17 protein-coding genes are annotated in these 16,092 nt (G+C 47.0%); 9 read left to right on the top strand and 8 right to left on the bottom strand.

The window, feature by feature from the left end; genetic code table 11:
- Positions 1–22 precede the first annotated feature (22 nt).
- Entirely contained in the window at positions 23–790 is a 768-nt protein-coding gene (locus CHA6605_RS24130; protein WP_015161993.1) for a glutathione S-transferase family protein, read from the top strand.
- A 55-nt stretch (positions 791–845) separates the two neighbouring features.
- A complete protein-coding gene (locus tag CHA6605_RS34540) occupies positions 846–1,013 on the top strand; it encodes a hypothetical protein (protein WP_015161992.1) in 168 nt (55 codons plus the stop codon).
- 31 nt (positions 1,014–1,044) lie between these two features.
- Here CHA6605_RS34540 and CHA6605_RS24125 read toward each other — a convergent pair whose 3' ends face one another.
- Positions 1,045–2,028, bottom strand: coding sequence for a formylglycine-generating enzyme family protein (locus tag CHA6605_RS24125; RefSeq protein WP_232432129.1), 984 nt, complete (start codon positions 2,026–2,028; stop codon positions 1,045–1,047).
- 69 nt (positions 2,029–2,097) lie between these two features.
- On the opposite strand from CHA6605_RS24125, the gene CHA6605_RS24120 reads away from it, so the two are divergent.
- The 3 genes from CHA6605_RS24120 (at position 2,098) to CHA6605_RS24110 (ending at position 4,789) form a co-directional block, all read left to right on the top strand.
- Positions 2,098–2,829 carry an ATP-grasp domain-containing protein gene (locus tag CHA6605_RS24120; protein WP_015161990.1) on the top strand — a complete coding sequence of 244 codons (732 nt, stop codon included), beginning with the start codon at positions 2,098–2,100 and terminating at the stop codon, positions 2,827–2,829.
- A gap of 133 nt (positions 2,830–2,962) precedes the next feature.
- The gene (locus tag CHA6605_RS24115; protein WP_015161989.1) at positions 2,963–3,856 is read left to right on the top strand and encodes a hypothetical protein; all 894 of its coding nucleotides are present in this window, start codon (positions 2,963–2,965) and stop codon (positions 3,854–3,856) included.
- A 24-nt stretch (positions 3,857–3,880) separates the two neighbouring features.
- A complete protein-coding gene (locus tag CHA6605_RS24110; protein ID WP_015161988.1) occupies positions 3,881–4,789 on the top strand; it encodes a histone deacetylase family protein in 909 nt (302 codons plus the stop codon).
- Positions 4,790–4,856: 67 nt separating this feature from the next.
- On the opposite strand, the gene CHA6605_RS24105 is transcribed toward CHA6605_RS24110, so the two are convergent.
- Complete coding sequence (locus CHA6605_RS24105) at positions 4,857–5,213, bottom strand: hypothetical protein (RefSeq protein WP_015161987.1); 357 nt, start codon at positions 5,211–5,213, stop codon at positions 4,857–4,859.
- 107 nt (positions 5,214–5,320) lie between these two features.
- Between CHA6605_RS24105 and CHA6605_RS34530 the strand changes: the two genes are divergently transcribed.
- Both CHA6605_RS34530 and CHA6605_RS24100 read left to right on the top strand, forming a co-directional pair.
- The gene (locus tag CHA6605_RS34530; protein WP_157260092.1) at positions 5,321–5,485 is read left to right on the top strand and encodes a hypothetical protein; all 165 of its coding nucleotides are present in this window, start codon (positions 5,321–5,323) and stop codon (positions 5,483–5,485) included.
- A 160-nt stretch (positions 5,486–5,645) separates the two neighbouring features.
- Positions 5,646–7,727, top strand: a complete 2,082-nt coding sequence (locus CHA6605_RS24100) for a M3 family metallopeptidase (protein WP_015161986.1) — start codon at positions 5,646–5,648, stop codon at positions 7,725–7,727.
- 362 nt (positions 7,728–8,089) lie between these two features.
- On the opposite strand, the gene CHA6605_RS24095 is transcribed toward CHA6605_RS24100, so the two are convergent.
- From CHA6605_RS24095 to CHA6605_RS24080, 4 genes are all read right to left on the bottom strand, one after another.
- Complete coding sequence (locus CHA6605_RS24095; protein ID WP_015161985.1) at positions 8,090–8,350, bottom strand: hypothetical protein; 261 nt, start codon at positions 8,348–8,350, stop codon at positions 8,090–8,092.
- Between the two features lie 193 nt (positions 8,351–8,543).
- The gene (locus CHA6605_RS24090) at positions 8,544–9,218 is read right to left on the bottom strand and encodes an HAD family hydrolase (RefSeq protein ID WP_015161984.1); all 675 of its coding nucleotides are present in this window, start codon (positions 9,216–9,218) and stop codon (positions 8,544–8,546) included.
- Between the two features lie 40 nt (positions 9,219–9,258).
- The gene (locus tag CHA6605_RS24085; RefSeq protein ID WP_015161983.1) at positions 9,259–10,554 is read right to left on the bottom strand and encodes a hypothetical protein; all 1,296 of its coding nucleotides are present in this window, start codon (positions 10,552–10,554) and stop codon (positions 9,259–9,261) included.
- 47 nt (positions 10,555–10,601) lie between these two features.
- Positions 10,602–11,174: a DUF3611 family protein gene (locus CHA6605_RS24080; protein ID WP_015161982.1), complete on the bottom strand. Its 573-nt coding sequence runs from the start codon at positions 11,172–11,174 to the stop codon at positions 10,602–10,604.
- A 269-nt stretch (positions 11,175–11,443) separates the two neighbouring features.
- On the opposite strand from CHA6605_RS24080, the gene CHA6605_RS24075 reads away from it, so the two are divergent.
- Both CHA6605_RS24075 and CHA6605_RS24070 read left to right on the top strand, forming a co-directional pair.
- A complete protein-coding gene (locus tag CHA6605_RS24075) occupies positions 11,444–11,824 on the top strand; it encodes a PadR family transcriptional regulator (protein ID WP_015161981.1) in 381 nt (126 codons plus the stop codon).
- A 344-nt stretch (positions 11,825–12,168) separates the two neighbouring features.
- Positions 12,169–13,680 (top strand): DASH family cryptochrome, encoded by a 1,512-nt coding sequence (locus tag CHA6605_RS24070; RefSeq protein ID WP_015161980.1) that lies wholly within the window; start codon positions 12,169–12,171, stop codon positions 13,678–13,680.
- Between the two features lie 323 nt (positions 13,681–14,003).
- Here CHA6605_RS24070 and CHA6605_RS24065 read toward each other — a convergent pair whose 3' ends face one another.
- Together CHA6605_RS24065 and CHA6605_RS24060 are read right to left on the bottom strand one after the other, a co-directional pair.
- Positions 14,004–14,456 (bottom strand): Fur family transcriptional regulator, encoded by a 453-nt coding sequence (locus CHA6605_RS24065; protein ID WP_041549898.1) that lies wholly within the window; start codon positions 14,454–14,456, stop codon positions 14,004–14,006.
- Positions 14,457–14,716: 260 nt separating this feature from the next.
- Positions 14,717–16,003 carry a TldD/PmbA family protein gene (locus CHA6605_RS24060; protein ID WP_015161977.1) on the bottom strand — a complete coding sequence of 429 codons (1,287 nt, stop codon included), beginning with the start codon at positions 16,001–16,003 and terminating at the stop codon, positions 14,717–14,719.
- Positions 16,004–16,092 lie beyond the last annotated feature (89 nt).

Below are 16,092 nucleotides of genomic sequence, written 5' to 3'. Positions count from 1 at the left end.
GTGCGATTATATTCCCTAGCTCATGCTGCCAAACAACTTTCGACTGATTACGATACCTGTGAGCCATTACAGCGAGAAAGCAAGGTGGGCACTAGACTACTTAGAAGTTCCATATCGAGAAATGGCGCACATGCCGCCATTTCATCGGAATGCGACTAAAAAATATGGCGGTAGGAGCGTTCCTGTCTTGGTAACGGATACGGGTGCCGCAACTGATTCGACAGATATTTTGAGATATTTAGACAGACTGTATCCCGAAAAGCTGTACCCGATCGATCCCAACCTACAAGTACTCACTCTAGAGCTAGAAAACTTATTCAATCTTACATTAGGCGTACATATTCGCCGTTGGGGATATTCTTATATCCTTTCTCCGCAATTAATCTATCCACGTTGGACTTTGGGCGTGCCATTTTGGGAGAAGTTATTGTTCCCCGCTATCTTTCCCAGAGTAGGCAAGATCGTCCGATCGACCTACAATGTTACCGATACATCCGGTACGGAATCCTATCGAGAAATTGAGATAGTATTCGATCGAGTCGATGGATTGCTAGCCGATGGACGTAAATATTTATTAGGCGACAAGTTTTCGGCGATCGATATTACATTTGCCGCCCTTGCCGCACCGATAATTCAGCCTCCAGAACACTACATTAAGCCCGCTGCGCTGACGTCTTTACCCACCCAGATGCAATCCGATATTAGCAACGCTCAAGCCACCCCAGCGGGCAAATTTGGATTACGCATGTACCAAGAGTACAGACACCACAAAATGCGATCGCGATCGTAGGCTCTGCCAATTTTACTAGTTAAATTGTGAAAACACCCCGATTTTCTCTTTAACTATGCGTAAGTTCTTAAGCTGTGGATTAATTGCTGCTTTCGCCACGATCCCAACTGCACTCCAAGTCTGCGCCGAGCCACCCCCGAAGGAACCCGAAACCGTCATTACCCAAAGCACTGTCGTTAGCGATTGTACGGAGAGATGTACGCCAAGTATGGAGGGGAAGTAGAGATTTTGGGTTTTGGATTGCAGATCTCCATCTACCCATCCGCCCTTACCACCCGCAATCCACACCCAGCCAGCCGAATCTGCGATGCTAGACTACCGCGCACGGCACTTCGACATCCGCGCGCGACGTAATCCCAAGCACCACCGCGCATCACTCTTTTGAGATTGCTTTCCTCCACGCTCGAAATCCACGCGCTGCCATCTATGGGCGCGCCTTGATAACTGGGTTGGTACTCATCCAGGCACCATTCCCACACATTCCCGTGCATGTCAGATAACCCAAAAGCATTCGGCGGGAAACTCCCGACAGGTGTCGTTTGTTCTCTATTTTCACCTGTGGGTGCGCCCTGGTAGGGATAATCCCCGTGATAATTCACCAAATCCGGCACGATCGTCTCCCCAAAGTAAAATGCTGTAGTAGTGCCAGCGCGACAGGCATATTCCCATTGAGATTCACTGGGTAAAGTATATCGATCGCCAGTTTGTTGCGATAATTTATTACAGAATTCGATCGCATCATCCCAACTAACCTTCTCGATCGGGTAATTATCTCCCATTCCACTTCCGGCATTTTCGCCCATAATCGATCGATATTGCGCCTGAGTAATCGGATATTTACTTATAAAAAATGCTGGTACTGTCACTTGATGAACTGGCTGCTCGTCTTGATGGTGTCGCTCGTCGCCCATCATCAATGTACCACCAGGAATCGAGACTAGATCCAATCCAATACCATCGCCTAAGCTGAGTGTAAAGTATTGAGCCTTACCCGATCGTCGATCGATTATTTCACCATTGCGATCGACACTGACGGTTTCAAAGCTAAATGTGGTGAGATTGGTTACAGAAGACATGATATTCAGCAGCAGCGATCGACTAGATCTTAGTATGCCAGGGATTTTGGATTTTGCGGCTCGCGCTCGGCGGGAAACCTGCCGGGAACGAGCGATCGAGACGAGACAAGACAAGACAGAGGGGTTGGGGGTGAGGGCGACAGTATCAGATCTATGCTTCACACCTGAATCCCGCAACGCCTAAATTTCATGAATAATTGTTATCCCACTCCCACAGCGCCTTAATCGCCGATGCCAACATTAATTCTGACGCCACGGTTTACTGAAGATGCTCAAGCTTTGTGGCGCGCCGCCAATCGCCTTGGCTGGGATGTCGAACGATTGCGAAGTTGGCAGGTGCTGGATGAGTTGAGATCGATCGCCGATCCGGTATTGTATCTAGAGGGGTTATTCGGACAAACGCTCGCCGCCGAATTTGGACTGCGACTCCTAGAACCGCCACTCGATTGGCTGCCGAACTTACCTAGAGAATTCCGCAAGCGATGGGGATCACTATCGACATTGGAAGCTTGTCGAGAGTTGGTGGAGCCAGCATTTATCAAGCCGCCGAATGATAAGAGCTTCCCAGCGCGGGTATATACTGGTGCGGAGTTGCCGCTCGAATACGATAACGATACGCCCGTCTTGGTGGCTGAAGTGGTGGCATGGGAAAAAGAATTTCGGTGCTTTGTGCTCGATCGCCAGATCCGTGCAATTTCGGTATATTTAAGGAATGGAGAACTGCAACGCGATCGAGATTTTGCAGCCGCTGATGCCGAATTAGCAGAGGTAGAGTCCTTTGTCGATCTAGTCTTGGCAGATACTCGGATCGAGTTGCCCCGCACGGCGGTATTGGATGTGGGTGTAATTTGCGATCGTGGTTGGGCAGTGGTAGAGCAAAATGCCGCCTGGGGAGCCGGACTTTATGGCTGCGATCCCGTGCGGGTATTGGAAGTGTTGAAGTATGCAGCGGTGCAGATTTAAGCTGGAACTCAAACAGTAAGTTCGATCGATAAATTTGCGATCGAGATAGTTCGATGGGAGTCGGTTTATCTTCGATCTTAGATCGAAACAGTCGTTAATAAATAGTTAACCTTGGGTTTATATCTAAACTTTCATGAGCAGCCAACTCAAAGATCGCTATCAAAGACAATTGCAATCCATTTATGGACTTGAAAATATCGAATTTCCCGATTCATTGTTCTGGTTCTGTGAATTTGTTGTGGGACTCTCCGCCGCAGAAAGAGAAGATTTTTGGAGCGCACTTTGTAACGTCGAACCTGTTGGCCCGATCTATTTCTTATTACAGCTAGCTGAGGGTAAATCCTTGCACCAAATTCTGGCAGATTATCAAGCCGTACACTATCTCGATATTACTACCGATTGGAGCACTTGGTGGCTAGATGGTCAATATTATGACGACCCGCCAGAGTTTTTAACTTGCCTCAAGGGTGAAATTGCCGGAGAGCATTGGGGCTTGTTATTAGACGATCCAGCTTTGGGATTTCGGGGCGTAGGAATGTTTTATAATGGTGATGGTAGCGGTATCAGTGTACATGAAAGTATTTTAGCTGCTATTAGCGATCGATTTGAAGAAGTAATTGAAAATTATGAAGATGATAAGGATAACAAAGATGGGTTTTTAGCAGCAGCTCAACTTTGGCAGCCGCGATTCGATCGATTTATTATCGATAATGAATTGAATATAGATGATGCTAGACCCGTTGGGGTTGAATCTGATACTGGGTTGAGTATCATTCTGTCCGATCGCATTAGTGCGGTAGAAAACGAGCGAGCGGTGGCTTTATTAAAAAAAGGTCGTTCGCTTTGGTTTTGGGATGAAGATACTCAAGAAAAGAATCGAGCCAGATTATTACAAGCTCGCGGATTGATGAAAACCGCTTATGAAATCATGGATCGACCTAAATTGATAGCTATTTTAGAAAAAGTTTATGAATCGAAACTTTATATGGTAGACGGTACTGGTTGGAAAGCACGAGTTGACAATTAGACGCTAAATATAAATAAAAATCTCATGTTTCCAGTTATTTATTCAGACAAGTTTTTATTACATCAGACTGGGGCATTTCATCCCGAAAAACCCGCCCGATTGACCGCTATTAAATCGGCATTAGAACGGGCAGTATGGGCGAACCAACTCGATTGGAAACAGCCGACATCGATTGAAACGCGATCGCCATTTGCTTGGATCGAGAAAATTCACCCCGCTGGCTATATTCACTTGGTAGAGGAGCTTGGCAACGAAGGTGGCTCGATCGATCCGGATACACCCGTCTCGGCTAAAACCTATGATGTGGCTCTCCTGGCTGTAAATGCGTGGTTGGATGGGGTCGCTCTCGCACTAAAGACAGGCGAACCCACGTTTGTATTGGCGCGTCCGCCAGGGCATCATGCCGAGCCAGCGCGGGGGATGGGATTTTGTATTTTTAGTAATGCAGCGATCGCGGCAACTTACGCGCTGGCAAATGGTGCCGAACGGGTGGCAATTCTCGATTGGGACGTCCATCATGGTAATGGTACCCAAGCCGTAGTAGCTCAAAATCCGCAGCTTGCTTACTGTTCGCTGCATGAGTTTCCGCACTATCCCGGTACTGGTAAGGCTACAGAGCGGGGCGGGTACGAAAATCTGTTAAATTTGCCAATGCAGGCGGGAAGTACGATCTCGGATTATCAGCCGCTATTTGAAACTAGAGTGCTGCCTTTTTTAAAGGCATTCAATCCAGATCTATTGATCGTGAGTGCGGGATACGACGCCCATCATGACGATCCGCTAGCGAATATATCTCTCTATCCCGAAGATTTTGGCATCTTTACCGATTATTGTTTGCAAATAACGCGCAAAATCGTGTTTGGATTGGAAGGTGGGTATGATTTTAATGCTTTGGGAGCATCAGTGGTAGCGACGATCGAGCGATGCTTATGAAGTAGATTTAATCCAAACAAACCCGACTTCTGCGAGAGGTCGGGTTTGTGCTATGCAATCTCAGAATCTAATTTTCGAGCACCTTGCTAATCCGATCCTCTAAACGATCGAGATCGAGACCGCCTTCGTCACGACTGATGCGTCGGACGGTGGCATTGACGCCATCGAGGTTTTGCAATAAGTCCCGCAAGATTTCTTGTTGTTGACGGGATTGGGTAACTTCATGTGGCTCTTGTACTAAGTCGCGGACGATCGTATCTTCCGATCGAGAAACCACAATCGGTTCTTCTTGGCCTTGGAGATACACGATCGTGCGTCGTCCGGGGCCGCGTTCCTGCTCTAGGGGAATCAGTGCGACCACGTTGTCCGATCGAACGTATTTGCCAAATCCCAGGTGAACTAGTACAGAGGGTTGAATCTTCACGCTCGGCTTATCCTTTTCTATCTCTATACATCTATTATAGAGCCGATCGAATAGGCTGTGATGATTATGTCGAGCGGTTTTCACGCTATTTTAGTAGTGGTTTACAGTTGCTTTTTTTTAGCGATCGACTAGCCGATGCAGTTCGACTACTCGCAGTTAAATTTTGGCGGCATGTGGCTACTCGATCTGCTGCTAAGCATGATTCATCGACGGCTTCGACGCCTGTAGTTTGGCAATCGGCAATCTTGGTAAATGCTAAAACAGTGGTGTAGAATTCGATCGATCCATGTCCGCCATCGTCTTTTAACTGCTGGAGTTAAGCAAAAAAGTATCTTTGAAAATGTTGTAGTTTCAAATGACGGTAAACCAGACATCGGCGAGTAGAGCGATCGAGAGATAATGGGAATATATCAGTTCTCATCACACTTACTTATGAAGCCCCTATTACAAGGCCAGGGATTGCCCCCATTTCCAGAAATTAAACCCGAACAAGTCGTTCCCGATATTACCGAACTGCTTGCAGAAGCGAATACAAAATTGACAGATCTCGAAGCGAAAATCGTCCCAACCTGGGCGGGATTGGTCGAACCACTCGATCGCATTGTCGAGCGGATCTCTTGGGCTTGGAGTATCGTCGGACACCTAATGGGCGTCCAAAATAGTCCCGAACTGCGCGCCGCTCATGAAGAAATGCAGCCCCAAGTCGTTCAGTTTTGGATGCGGTTGGGACAGAGCGCGGCTCTGTATGAGGGTTATAAAGCGATTAAAGCCAGCCCCGAATTTGCAACCTTCGATGTTGCCCAAAAAAGGATTATCGATGCCGCCATCCGCGATATGGAGCTATCTGGAGTCGGTTTGACTGGCGAACCCAAGCAGCGATTTAATGATATTCAATTAGCACTGGCCGAACTTGCTAATAAGTTCTCTAATAACGTCCTCGATGCCACCAAAGCCTATAGTCTGAAGCTGACTGAGCCAGCAGAAATTGCAGGACTACCCGAAAGTTTACTCGGTCAAGCCGCACAATCTGCCAGAGCCGCCGGACATGAAGCTGCTACGCCAACCGATGGCCCCTGGGTAATTACTTTAGATGCACCCAGTTTCATGCCATTCATGCAACACAGTCAACGGCGAGACTTGCGCGAGCAAATCTATAAAGCCTATGTCAGTCGCGCGGCATCTGGGGAATATGATAATCTCGGCAATATCGATCGCATCCTCGAATTACGGCGTGAAATGTCGAATATCCTCGGCTTCGACAATTTCGCCGAACTCAGTCTCGCCAGTAAAATGGCACCCAACGTCGCTGCCGTTGAAAATCTACTCGAATCCCTCCGCAGTGCCAGCTTTGAAGCAGCCAAACAGGATCTAGACGATCTGCGTGCCTATGCTATCTCTAAAGATGCACCCGAAGCCAACGATCTTGAACATTGGGATCTCGCCTACTGGTCGGAACGTCTGCGGGAAGCTAAATTTGACTTTAATGCTGAAGAATTGCGTCCGTATTTTCCCTTAGAACAGGTACTTTCGGGCTTATTTAATCTCGCCCACAGTCTGTTTGGCATCACCATCACCGCCGCCGATGGACAAGCACCAGTCTGGAATCCTGATGTGCGCTATTTCCAAGTCGCCAACGAGCAAAACCAACCGATTGCCTACTTCTACCTAGACGCATATAGCCGTCCTGCTGAAAAACGCGGTGGTGCCTGGATGGCAGATTGCATCAGTCGCTCCAAGTTGACCGATAAAGATGGGTCTAAAGTCCGTTTGCCCGTTGCTTATCTAACTTGCAATCAAACGCCACCAGTAGACGGTAAACCCAGTCTGATGACCTTCGGCGAAGTTGAAACCCTCTTCCACGAATTCGGGCACGGCTTACAACACATGCTCACCACCGTGGATTATGTCGGCGCGGCAGGCATTAGTAATGTCGAATGGGATGCCGTCGAGTTACCCAGCCAATTTATGGAAAACTGGTGCTACCATCGCCCCACCCTGCTAAGTTTGGGCAAACATTACGAAACTGGCGAACCCTTACCCGAACACTATTACCAAAAACTCCTCGCCGCACGCACATTTATGAGCGGTAGCGGAATGCTCCGTCAGATCCACTTTAGCTGGTTGGACATCGCACTGCACAGCAGCTACAAACCAGGTGGTACCGAAACAATCGCCGATGTTCGCAATCGCCTCGCCAAAATCAGCATGGTAATTCCCCCATTACCTGAAGACAATTTCCTCTGCTCCTTCGGACATATATTTGCTGGCGGTTATGCGGCTGGTTATTATAGCTACAAGTGGGCGGAAGTCTTGAGTGCGGATGCGTTCGCAGCGTTTGAAGATGCTGGTTTAGATGATGCAGATGCGATCGGCACGACCGGACGACGGTTCCGCGATACAGTATTATCGCTGGGCGGTAGCAAGCACCCAATGGAGGTGTTTACCGCCTTCCGTGGACGGGAGCCAGATCCATCGGCGTTGTTACGTCACAATGGGTTAGTTGCTACGAAGTAATCTGCGATAATTTAGCAGGACTTGTAATGGTGGGCAAATGAGCTAATGCTTCGATTTTGATTTGTTACTCAAGGTTTGCCCACCATACATCTATTATTTCGCTTGCCAATAGTCCGATCGACTCGATCGAATTGCGAAAATGATGTGTATCTAGCCAAGTTTTAATCCAAAGTTTATTCGATTACATGCCGAAAAAGATTCGGGAATTAGAACAAAAACGATGAGCTAATAGAAAGACCTGGGTTATCTCATTATGAGATCCTTAAGATGTTCGGAAATATTGACTTTTCTCCTCCACCGTATACAAAAACCCAACTTGGAAGAAGTCGGGTTTTCACCTGTGCAAATGGAAGACTTATTACCTAAGCCGCTAAAGAATCATCTTCAAAATCATCTCTAAAAGAGATTTTTACTTGTGCGGTAGGTACGATTTCCCAACCCGCTTTAAGCAGCTTTTGACTAGTTGCCCAACCGATCGAGCCGCGTGGAATTGGGTAATCTGGAGCGCACAAATTTGGAAAAGCGGTGTGTGGTTTCCAGGGCTGAAAGGGATCTAATCTAAGGTGTAAAGTGAGTTTTCCCTTAGACGCAAAGGTCGGAATCCAGCAGAGTTGTCCGGTCATTTTTAGTATCCTCCAGAGTTTAAGCGGGGATATTTTCAGCGATCGATTACTTCTGGTCAGCTATACCAAGGATCTTGAGTTTAGTAAAATTTTCAGACCTTGGATCGATCCGCTTGAAAAAACCTTGATACCACTTTGCCAAAAATAATCTCGATCTGAAGTAGCAATTGCTACCGGATGCAATTTACCTGAATTATGCAAGGATGAATTTCACGGCATCTGCTAAATTAGAGACGATTTTGTCTGGCTGATGTTGCGCCAGTCGATCGCGATCGCGAATGCCAGACAGTACGCCAATTACTTTGATATGATTAGTTTTTGCGGCGATAATATCTGCTTCAGTATCGCCAATCATCCAAGTGTTTGGCTCTGGTTTCAATTCTGTCAAAGAGTGAGTCATCAATTGGGTTTTGGCTCGCACATCACTATTTTTTATATAGTCATCTGGCAGACAATAGCGGCAATGTGGTGGAAAGAACTTGGCTAAATCGTATTGTTGAAAGGCTGCTTCTAATTCGCAGGTGCGCCGCAATGTCATTACTAAAAGTTCGATACCAGATGATTGAATCTGTTCTAGGGCGGCGATCGATCCGGGCACGACGCGATCGAGTGATAAATATTGTAATTGATGGGCATGGCGATCGCGCATTTTTTTAAATACTTCTGCCTGCGTCGTTGTCAATCCTGACTCGATGCCGATTTGTCGTTCGGAAATTTGCGCCTGTTTATATGTCCAAAATTCATCTTTGGTTAGGATGTTTAGCGACTGATGAGGGTGTTTGACTTTATTTAAACAGAGCTGATAGACGTGATAGTAGCGATCGGATAAATCCATTATCGGCCCATCAAAATCCGTAATAATTCGCATGAAATTTTTATTTAATATTGATGAGCAATTTTACTAATTATCAATTATCAATTATTTTGACATTACGCCAAATATAAAATAAATAACCAATCTCCATGGTAACGCCCAAGATCGTACCGAGGGCAGCAGCGACGGCTCCATTTTGACCCGATTGCGTTCCAAAATATGCTGTTGCTAACATTACTACCGCTCCTACCCAAGCAGCCTGGTTTACACCCCAGGTGCGCCCTTCGCTGACCAAAAAACCTTGCATTGCATTTTGGAGGGATACTAATAACGGCATCACTGCACTAACGAGCAATACGGGACGCACGCGCGAGATCAGTTCGTTGTCTTGGCCGACAAACCACCCAATGGCTGCTTGACTCATTGGCGTGCCGCTGACTGAAAATAAAATTAACGAGCAGGCTAAGCCGACGGTAATTGCGAAGATAATTAAGAGTCGATCGGGTAATAATTTGCGATTGCGAATGATAATCTGCTGCACCATCCGCGTCGAATTTGCAACAACGACGACCAAACCCCAAGCCGCAGGCCAAGCAGCCAGGGCAATCGCTCCATCATTGGCTCGCGCGACGATGCCGACTAAAGCCGCCCGCGCACCCCATGCCAGCATCATCGTCCCGCCCAAGGGGGCGTAAAACTTCCAGACACTTGCTAAATCTTGGGGTAATTCTGGGGTAGATAATGTTTCTGGTGGTTTCGTCGCACCCCATTTTCGCGCCAGATATGTGACGGCGACAGCTTCGGCAATTACGCCCCAGACTAGGCTCATCGCCGCGACGACTGCGCCATTTGCTTTGAGGCTAAATCCCCCCGCGAGAATGCCGCCGACTACCAGCAGGCGGATGAGGCCCGCCTGGGCGATAGCATTACTTTGACCGCTATGAATTAATAATCCTTGAAAATACCGCCGCCACCCGATCGCGAATGGCCATAAAATGACGATCGCCAGTGTCGATCGAATCGTCCCACTCAAGCTCGGCGAGACACCCAACCACCCTTCACCGACGATCGCAAATATCCAGGGTAAAGTTGTCAGTGCCAGCAATAAGCTCATCCCCCCGCTAGCAATTAAGGTAAATTTCCATAATGCCCGTCGGGATACTTGAGTGGGCGCGAGCGCATTACTCGCATGGAGTAACATGATAATTGGACTTTCACAAAAAATGGCGATCGCCTTGGCGACGCCGACAGCGGCAATATTAGTGCGCGGATCTGGTAAACGAGCCAGAGTTGTAGTGGTTAAAGGATCTCCCAGTGCCATTGTCACATCGGACAAAGATAGGGGGATAAATTGCTGCCACAGTTTGATTAATTGACGATCGCGATGCATTAGTTAGTTTAAAGAAATATCGATCGAACTTTGATAAACACGATCGATTAACCCTGTTTTTGAATTCGATCTAGCAGCCACAGAGAACATACGATCCCAATAAAATGCGCCGTAATCGTATGTGTATTTGCCAAAACGATAAATATATCCAACGGTTGAATAATTTTGCTCAAAGCATCAGGACTAAAAATCGCTCCTGGTAATGCTGTTGAAAGTGACTTACCCAATAGCGTGCCGCCAATCGATTCGGCACCTAACACGCTCGATCCCATGCCCAGCAACGACGCCAACAGACCCCAGCGAACGATCTGAATCGTCTCAGCTTTTTTGGGGCGCAAGTTGGGATTTTTAAGCTGGCGCGAGAGCCTCACATATCTAAACGACCAGTAAGTACTTCCGTAAAGTATTACCAATCCACCCACTGCAAATAGCAAACTGCCACCCGTCCCCGGATTGCTGGCTCCCGTACTCGCAAAGGGAATGGCAAATAGAAAAATCAAACTCGAAACCACCGCTAAAGCAAGTTGCGACCAAAATCCCGCCCAGCCAACTCGTTTGAGCTGAGCGGCAATTTTTTTGACAGCTTGAGGTGTATTACCGTTAATTTCTAGATTTGACATAAATATTAGTTAAGAAATTGGTAAGAAACTAGAATAATTGTCCCTTAACGTAAATTGGATGAGTTAAGCTAAAAACTGGGTACCAATAGACTTGCTCGATCGATTAGTTAAACCCGTTATCTGTAGAAATTGTCTTCCTGTCTAGTTTTGACAGATCTATTGCGATTTGCCAAAGCACCGCTTACGTTATCGACATTGCCTCCAGCTTTCGGGCTAGGTGAGGATTGAAACGAACTAACGCACACCAATATTATAAGGTGGTAACAGCTATGAACTTTGAAGATATCTATTGCTTTTTCCGCAACCCCCCACCACTCTATCTAAATCAAGAGTTGGCCGTTTGTTACATTCTCGACATTCTGCTTCAGGGAGATTCTTACGGTACTGAGTTGATTGCCAGATTGGAGCATGAATCTTCAACCTATCGGCTCTCGGATACAGTGTTATATAGTGCGATTAAATTTTTGGAAGCTAACGGTACCATTGTCGGCTACTGGAAAAAAGTTGAAGGTCGCGGACGACCTCGCCGCATGTATCAAATCGATTCTGAGTGGGTAGGCAAAGCTAAAGAGCTAGCATATTTTTGGGAGCGATATTCTGGTGCGCATCCAAAATCTGTGGACGAGCGAGCATTGTCCACAGGTAGTTAAACCCAGTCGCTGGATCTAATCGCTCGCTCGACTTTAAGCGAAAATGGTTGGCGTGCGTGCTGTGCGAACGCGCACACGCCAATCCAAGAGCCGTCACTCGAGCGACTAGCAACTTAGGTTGTTTAATAACTAAAATATAGATTACAGAACCAAAATTTGATTGACGATTGAATCTCAGTCATGACAGATCCGCAGGTGCCATGCCTGCTTTTTTATCGATCGAATCTGTCAATCGATCTCTCAAACTCAGCGATTGTCTCATCTAATACTAGAAGGTACGAGTCAATCTCCCCGCTCCCCACAGAAGAGTAACTTCATTTACGTCCCAGCCGCCTAATTCACAAATGACTACCAAACGGATTTTAATCTGGTATCGTAACGATTTGCGCTTGCACGACCATCAACCGCTGACTCAGGCTCTTAAAGACGGTGCTAGCATAATTCCATTCTATTGCTTTGACGATCGTCAATTCGGACAGACGAGTTTTGGATTTCCCAAAACGGGTGGCTTTCGAGCGCAGTTTCTACTCGAAAGTGTTGCCGATTTTCAACATTCCTATCGCTCTCTCGGCAGCGAACTCATAATTCGGCGGGGATTGACAGAAGAAATTATTCCCCAATTAGTCGAGCCGTTGGGAATTACCGATGTCTACTATCATCAGGAAGTTACCCCCGAAGAAATTGCCGTCAGTACCGCACTAGAAGCCGCTCTCAAGGCAGTTAATGTTAATTGTCGATCTTTTTGGGGTCATACCCTGCATCTACTCCAGGATTTGCCGTTTACCTTGCCAAACGTGCCCGAATTATTTACCAATTTTCGCAAAGAGGTAGAACGCAAGGCACCGACGCCAACATGCTTACCAGCACCGACGAGTCTACCACCGCTGTCAGTAAATATCGATCCGGGAACTCTACCGACGATCGAAGATCTGAGAGTAACAGCACCTCAACCCGACTCGCGGCGAGTGTTGGCATATCGCGGGGGCGAAACGGCAGGAATCGATCGCTTAAATGAGTATATCTGGGAACGCGATCGATTGCGAGTCTATAAAGAAACTCGCAATGGCATGTTAGGTGCAGATTACTCGTCCAAATTTTCGGCTTGGTTGGCGTTAGGCTGTCTGTCGCCGCGCTATATCTACCAACAGGTGAAAAAATATGAGGACGAGCGGATCGAAAATGACTCTACTTATTGGTTGATTTTTGAGCTGTTATGGCGAGATTATTTTCGGTTTATTTGTGCCAAACATGGCAACAATATGTTTAAAAGATCGGGACTTCAAGGTGTCAATCTCAATTGGAAGCAAGATTGGGTGAGATTCGATCTTTGGCGCGAAGGTAAAACTGGATATCCACTAGTCGATGCTAATATGCGCGAAATAGCCGCAACTGGCTACATGTCCAATCGCGGACGTCAAAATGTTGCGAGTTTCCTAACTAAAAATCTGGGTATCGATTGGCGGATGGGTGCCGAATGGTTTGAATCTTTGCTAATCGATTACGATGTCTGTAGTAATTGGGGCAACTGGAACTATACAGCCGGAGTCGGCAATGACGCGCGAGTTTTTCGTGTTTTTAACATTACTAAGCAGTCTCTAGATTACGATCGAGAAGGAAATTACGTCAAACATTGGCTGCCAGAACTGGCGCAAGTTCCCGCAGCTAAAGTCCACGAGCCTTGGAAACTTTCACCAGCCGAACAGGAGAGTTTTGGGGTGCGTATTGGAGTCGATTATCCACAGCCTGTGGTCGATTTATTTAAGTCCGCTCGCACTAACGAACTGATTTATAATATGGCTTTTAATGTCTCTGGCGGTGCTCGCGAACGACCCGTTCCCAATCGACGTTCTAAGTAATGTTACAACAAACCCGACTTTTTTGAAAAGCCGGGTTTATGTACTCGTCTATATTAAAGTAACGTAAGTCCTAGATGGTGGATAATCTCAACACTACGAGCCACTAAGTACATGGGCGTAATTAAATATAAAATACCTCGTAGTGGCTCGACACGCTTAAAATTGTGGGCATTCAGAACCGTAAAAAATACAACCAGTAATACTTTAAGCGATCGCTTTACCCACATTTTTAAGCTTGTCGTCCCAGTAGGGTGGGCACTGCCCACCATCTAGGTTTCAGGCATAATCTATTTTATAAGTAATTGCACCTACCTACTTATCCACTAAACAGGTAAAATCGATCGCTGACAACTCGGACAAACAGCATGAATTGTTAACTGACAATCGAGTAAATGATAGCCTTCTTTTTTAGAAGTTTTATCGCCAATCTTGAGGACAGATTCATTCTTAAACTCGATCGTTTGATTGCAACGCACGCAGATCAAATGATGATGGTGGTGGTACGGTTGGTTGATTTCATAGTGTTTGTGATCCTCCGCTAGCTCTAGCTCGCGTAAAATCCCCATCCGCGCCATAAGTTTGACAGTACGATAAATGGTGGACAAGCTGATATCGTGTCCCTCAGTTTTGAGCAGTTCGTACAGATCTTCCGCACTTAAATGTTTGCCTTCAGCTAAGTTCTGAAAAATATCCAGGATGATTTCTCGTTGGGGTGTTAATCGCCAACCCCGTTCGTGTAGCTCAGCTTTGAGGGAGTCTGCTGTATAGAATGACATACTCATCACCCAATTTTTATCGTCACTCACCATCATATCGGACTTGGGATCTATTTGCAAGAAGCAAGCCTTATTGAGAATAACTATGAATTAGGGAATAGGGAATAGTGGATAGTGGATAGTTAGTACTAGTGAATACAGGGTAATGAATAGCCACTAAAGTCCATAGCAAACCTAGAGGACGCAAGCGTCCTAAGCCTTAACTCCAAAACCACATATTAATTACTATCTACTATCTACTATCCACTATTCACGACCCTCTATCCCCGACCCGTCACCGACAACCCCTCAACAATCAGAGATGGCGTATGACAGGGTCCATTCCAGTCGATATCGGCACCGATGGCGACGACTTGTTTGAGTGCGGTGTAAACATTGCCACTAACCATCGTATCTTTGACCCGACCGACAATTTCGCCCTTGCGAACGCGATAGCCCAACTCGACATTAATCGAAAAATCCCCAGACATTCCGGCTCCACTACCAAGAATTTGGTCGATGATAATGCCATTATCGAGATGCTGCACCAGTTGGGCAAAACTTTTCGTCCCTGGCGCAACCGTCAGATTTACCAAGTCAGGGGTTGGATAGCTACCCAAACCCGAGCGAAAGCCATTGCCAGTTGAGCCAGAACCGAGTTGACGCCCGATCGTGCGATCGGCATAAAATAACTTCAGTTTGCCCTCTTGAATCAGTGTCAAACTCCGCGTGGGCGAGCCTTCATCGTCGAAGGGACAACTAAATGGGCCGCGATCTGGCTCTTGAGTGAGCGTGAGCAGGGGTGAAACTACTTTTTTGCCTAATCTGTCGCTCCACGGTGAAGCCCCTTCGATCGCGCGTTTGCCGTTCATTGCTGCCTGCACTGTTTCCCACAACATGTCTGCGGCTTTAGCTGTAAATAATACGGGGACTTTACCTGTCGGCGGATTGACATTCTTGCGCGCCCACTGAAGGCGTTTGATGGCACTTTGAGCGATTTTTTCAGGGTCTAAATGGCCGCGTTGAGTTTGACCGTCGCCCACGCTCAAAAAATCATCGCCACGAATCCATTCAACGGCAAGATATCCGCTGAGTGTCGTGTCGGTGTAGCTACAATCGAGTCCCAGGCTATTGACTAGCTTAGTGGTTTCGATATCGCAGTCCCATTGACTGCTACAAATTGCCTCCGGAAATTCGGCACGCACTAATTCGATCGCTTTTTTACCCATGATTACCAATTCCTCCATCGGAATTGCGTGACCTAAATCTGGGTAGATATTCCGATTGGCTCCATTTAATTCGGGAGTTTCTGGCTCATTGAGCTGCGATAGTTCGATGCTTTTGGCAACTAAGATTTTTGGTTCCACTGCCCCATAAGCAACAGCCAATCCTGGCTTACCATCTTTCCACAGCCTCAGTGCAACGCCTTCGCTCTGGGCGGTTTCCAACTGCTTGAGTCGATTCGCTTCAAAAAACACCGGACGGGATAAGGATTTGGCTTGATAAACTTCGGCTGCTTCGGCACCAGCCTGGGCAGCTAGATCTAAAAGTTGTTCGGCGATATCCATTCTGGAGATGGGAGGGGACGGGGGACGAGGGGACTGGGGGACGAGGGGACGAGGGGACTGGGGGACGAGGGGACGAGGGGACTGGGGGA

It is taken from the genome of Chamaesiphon minutus PCC 6605 (genome assembly GCF_000317145.1).
Taxonomy (GTDB): domain Bacteria; phylum Cyanobacteriota; class Cyanobacteriia; order Cyanobacteriales; family Chamaesiphonaceae; genus Chamaesiphon; species Chamaesiphon minutus.
The sequence above is the reverse complement of the archived record's forward strand: the minus strand, read 5'-3'. Positions and strand labels throughout refer to the sequence as shown.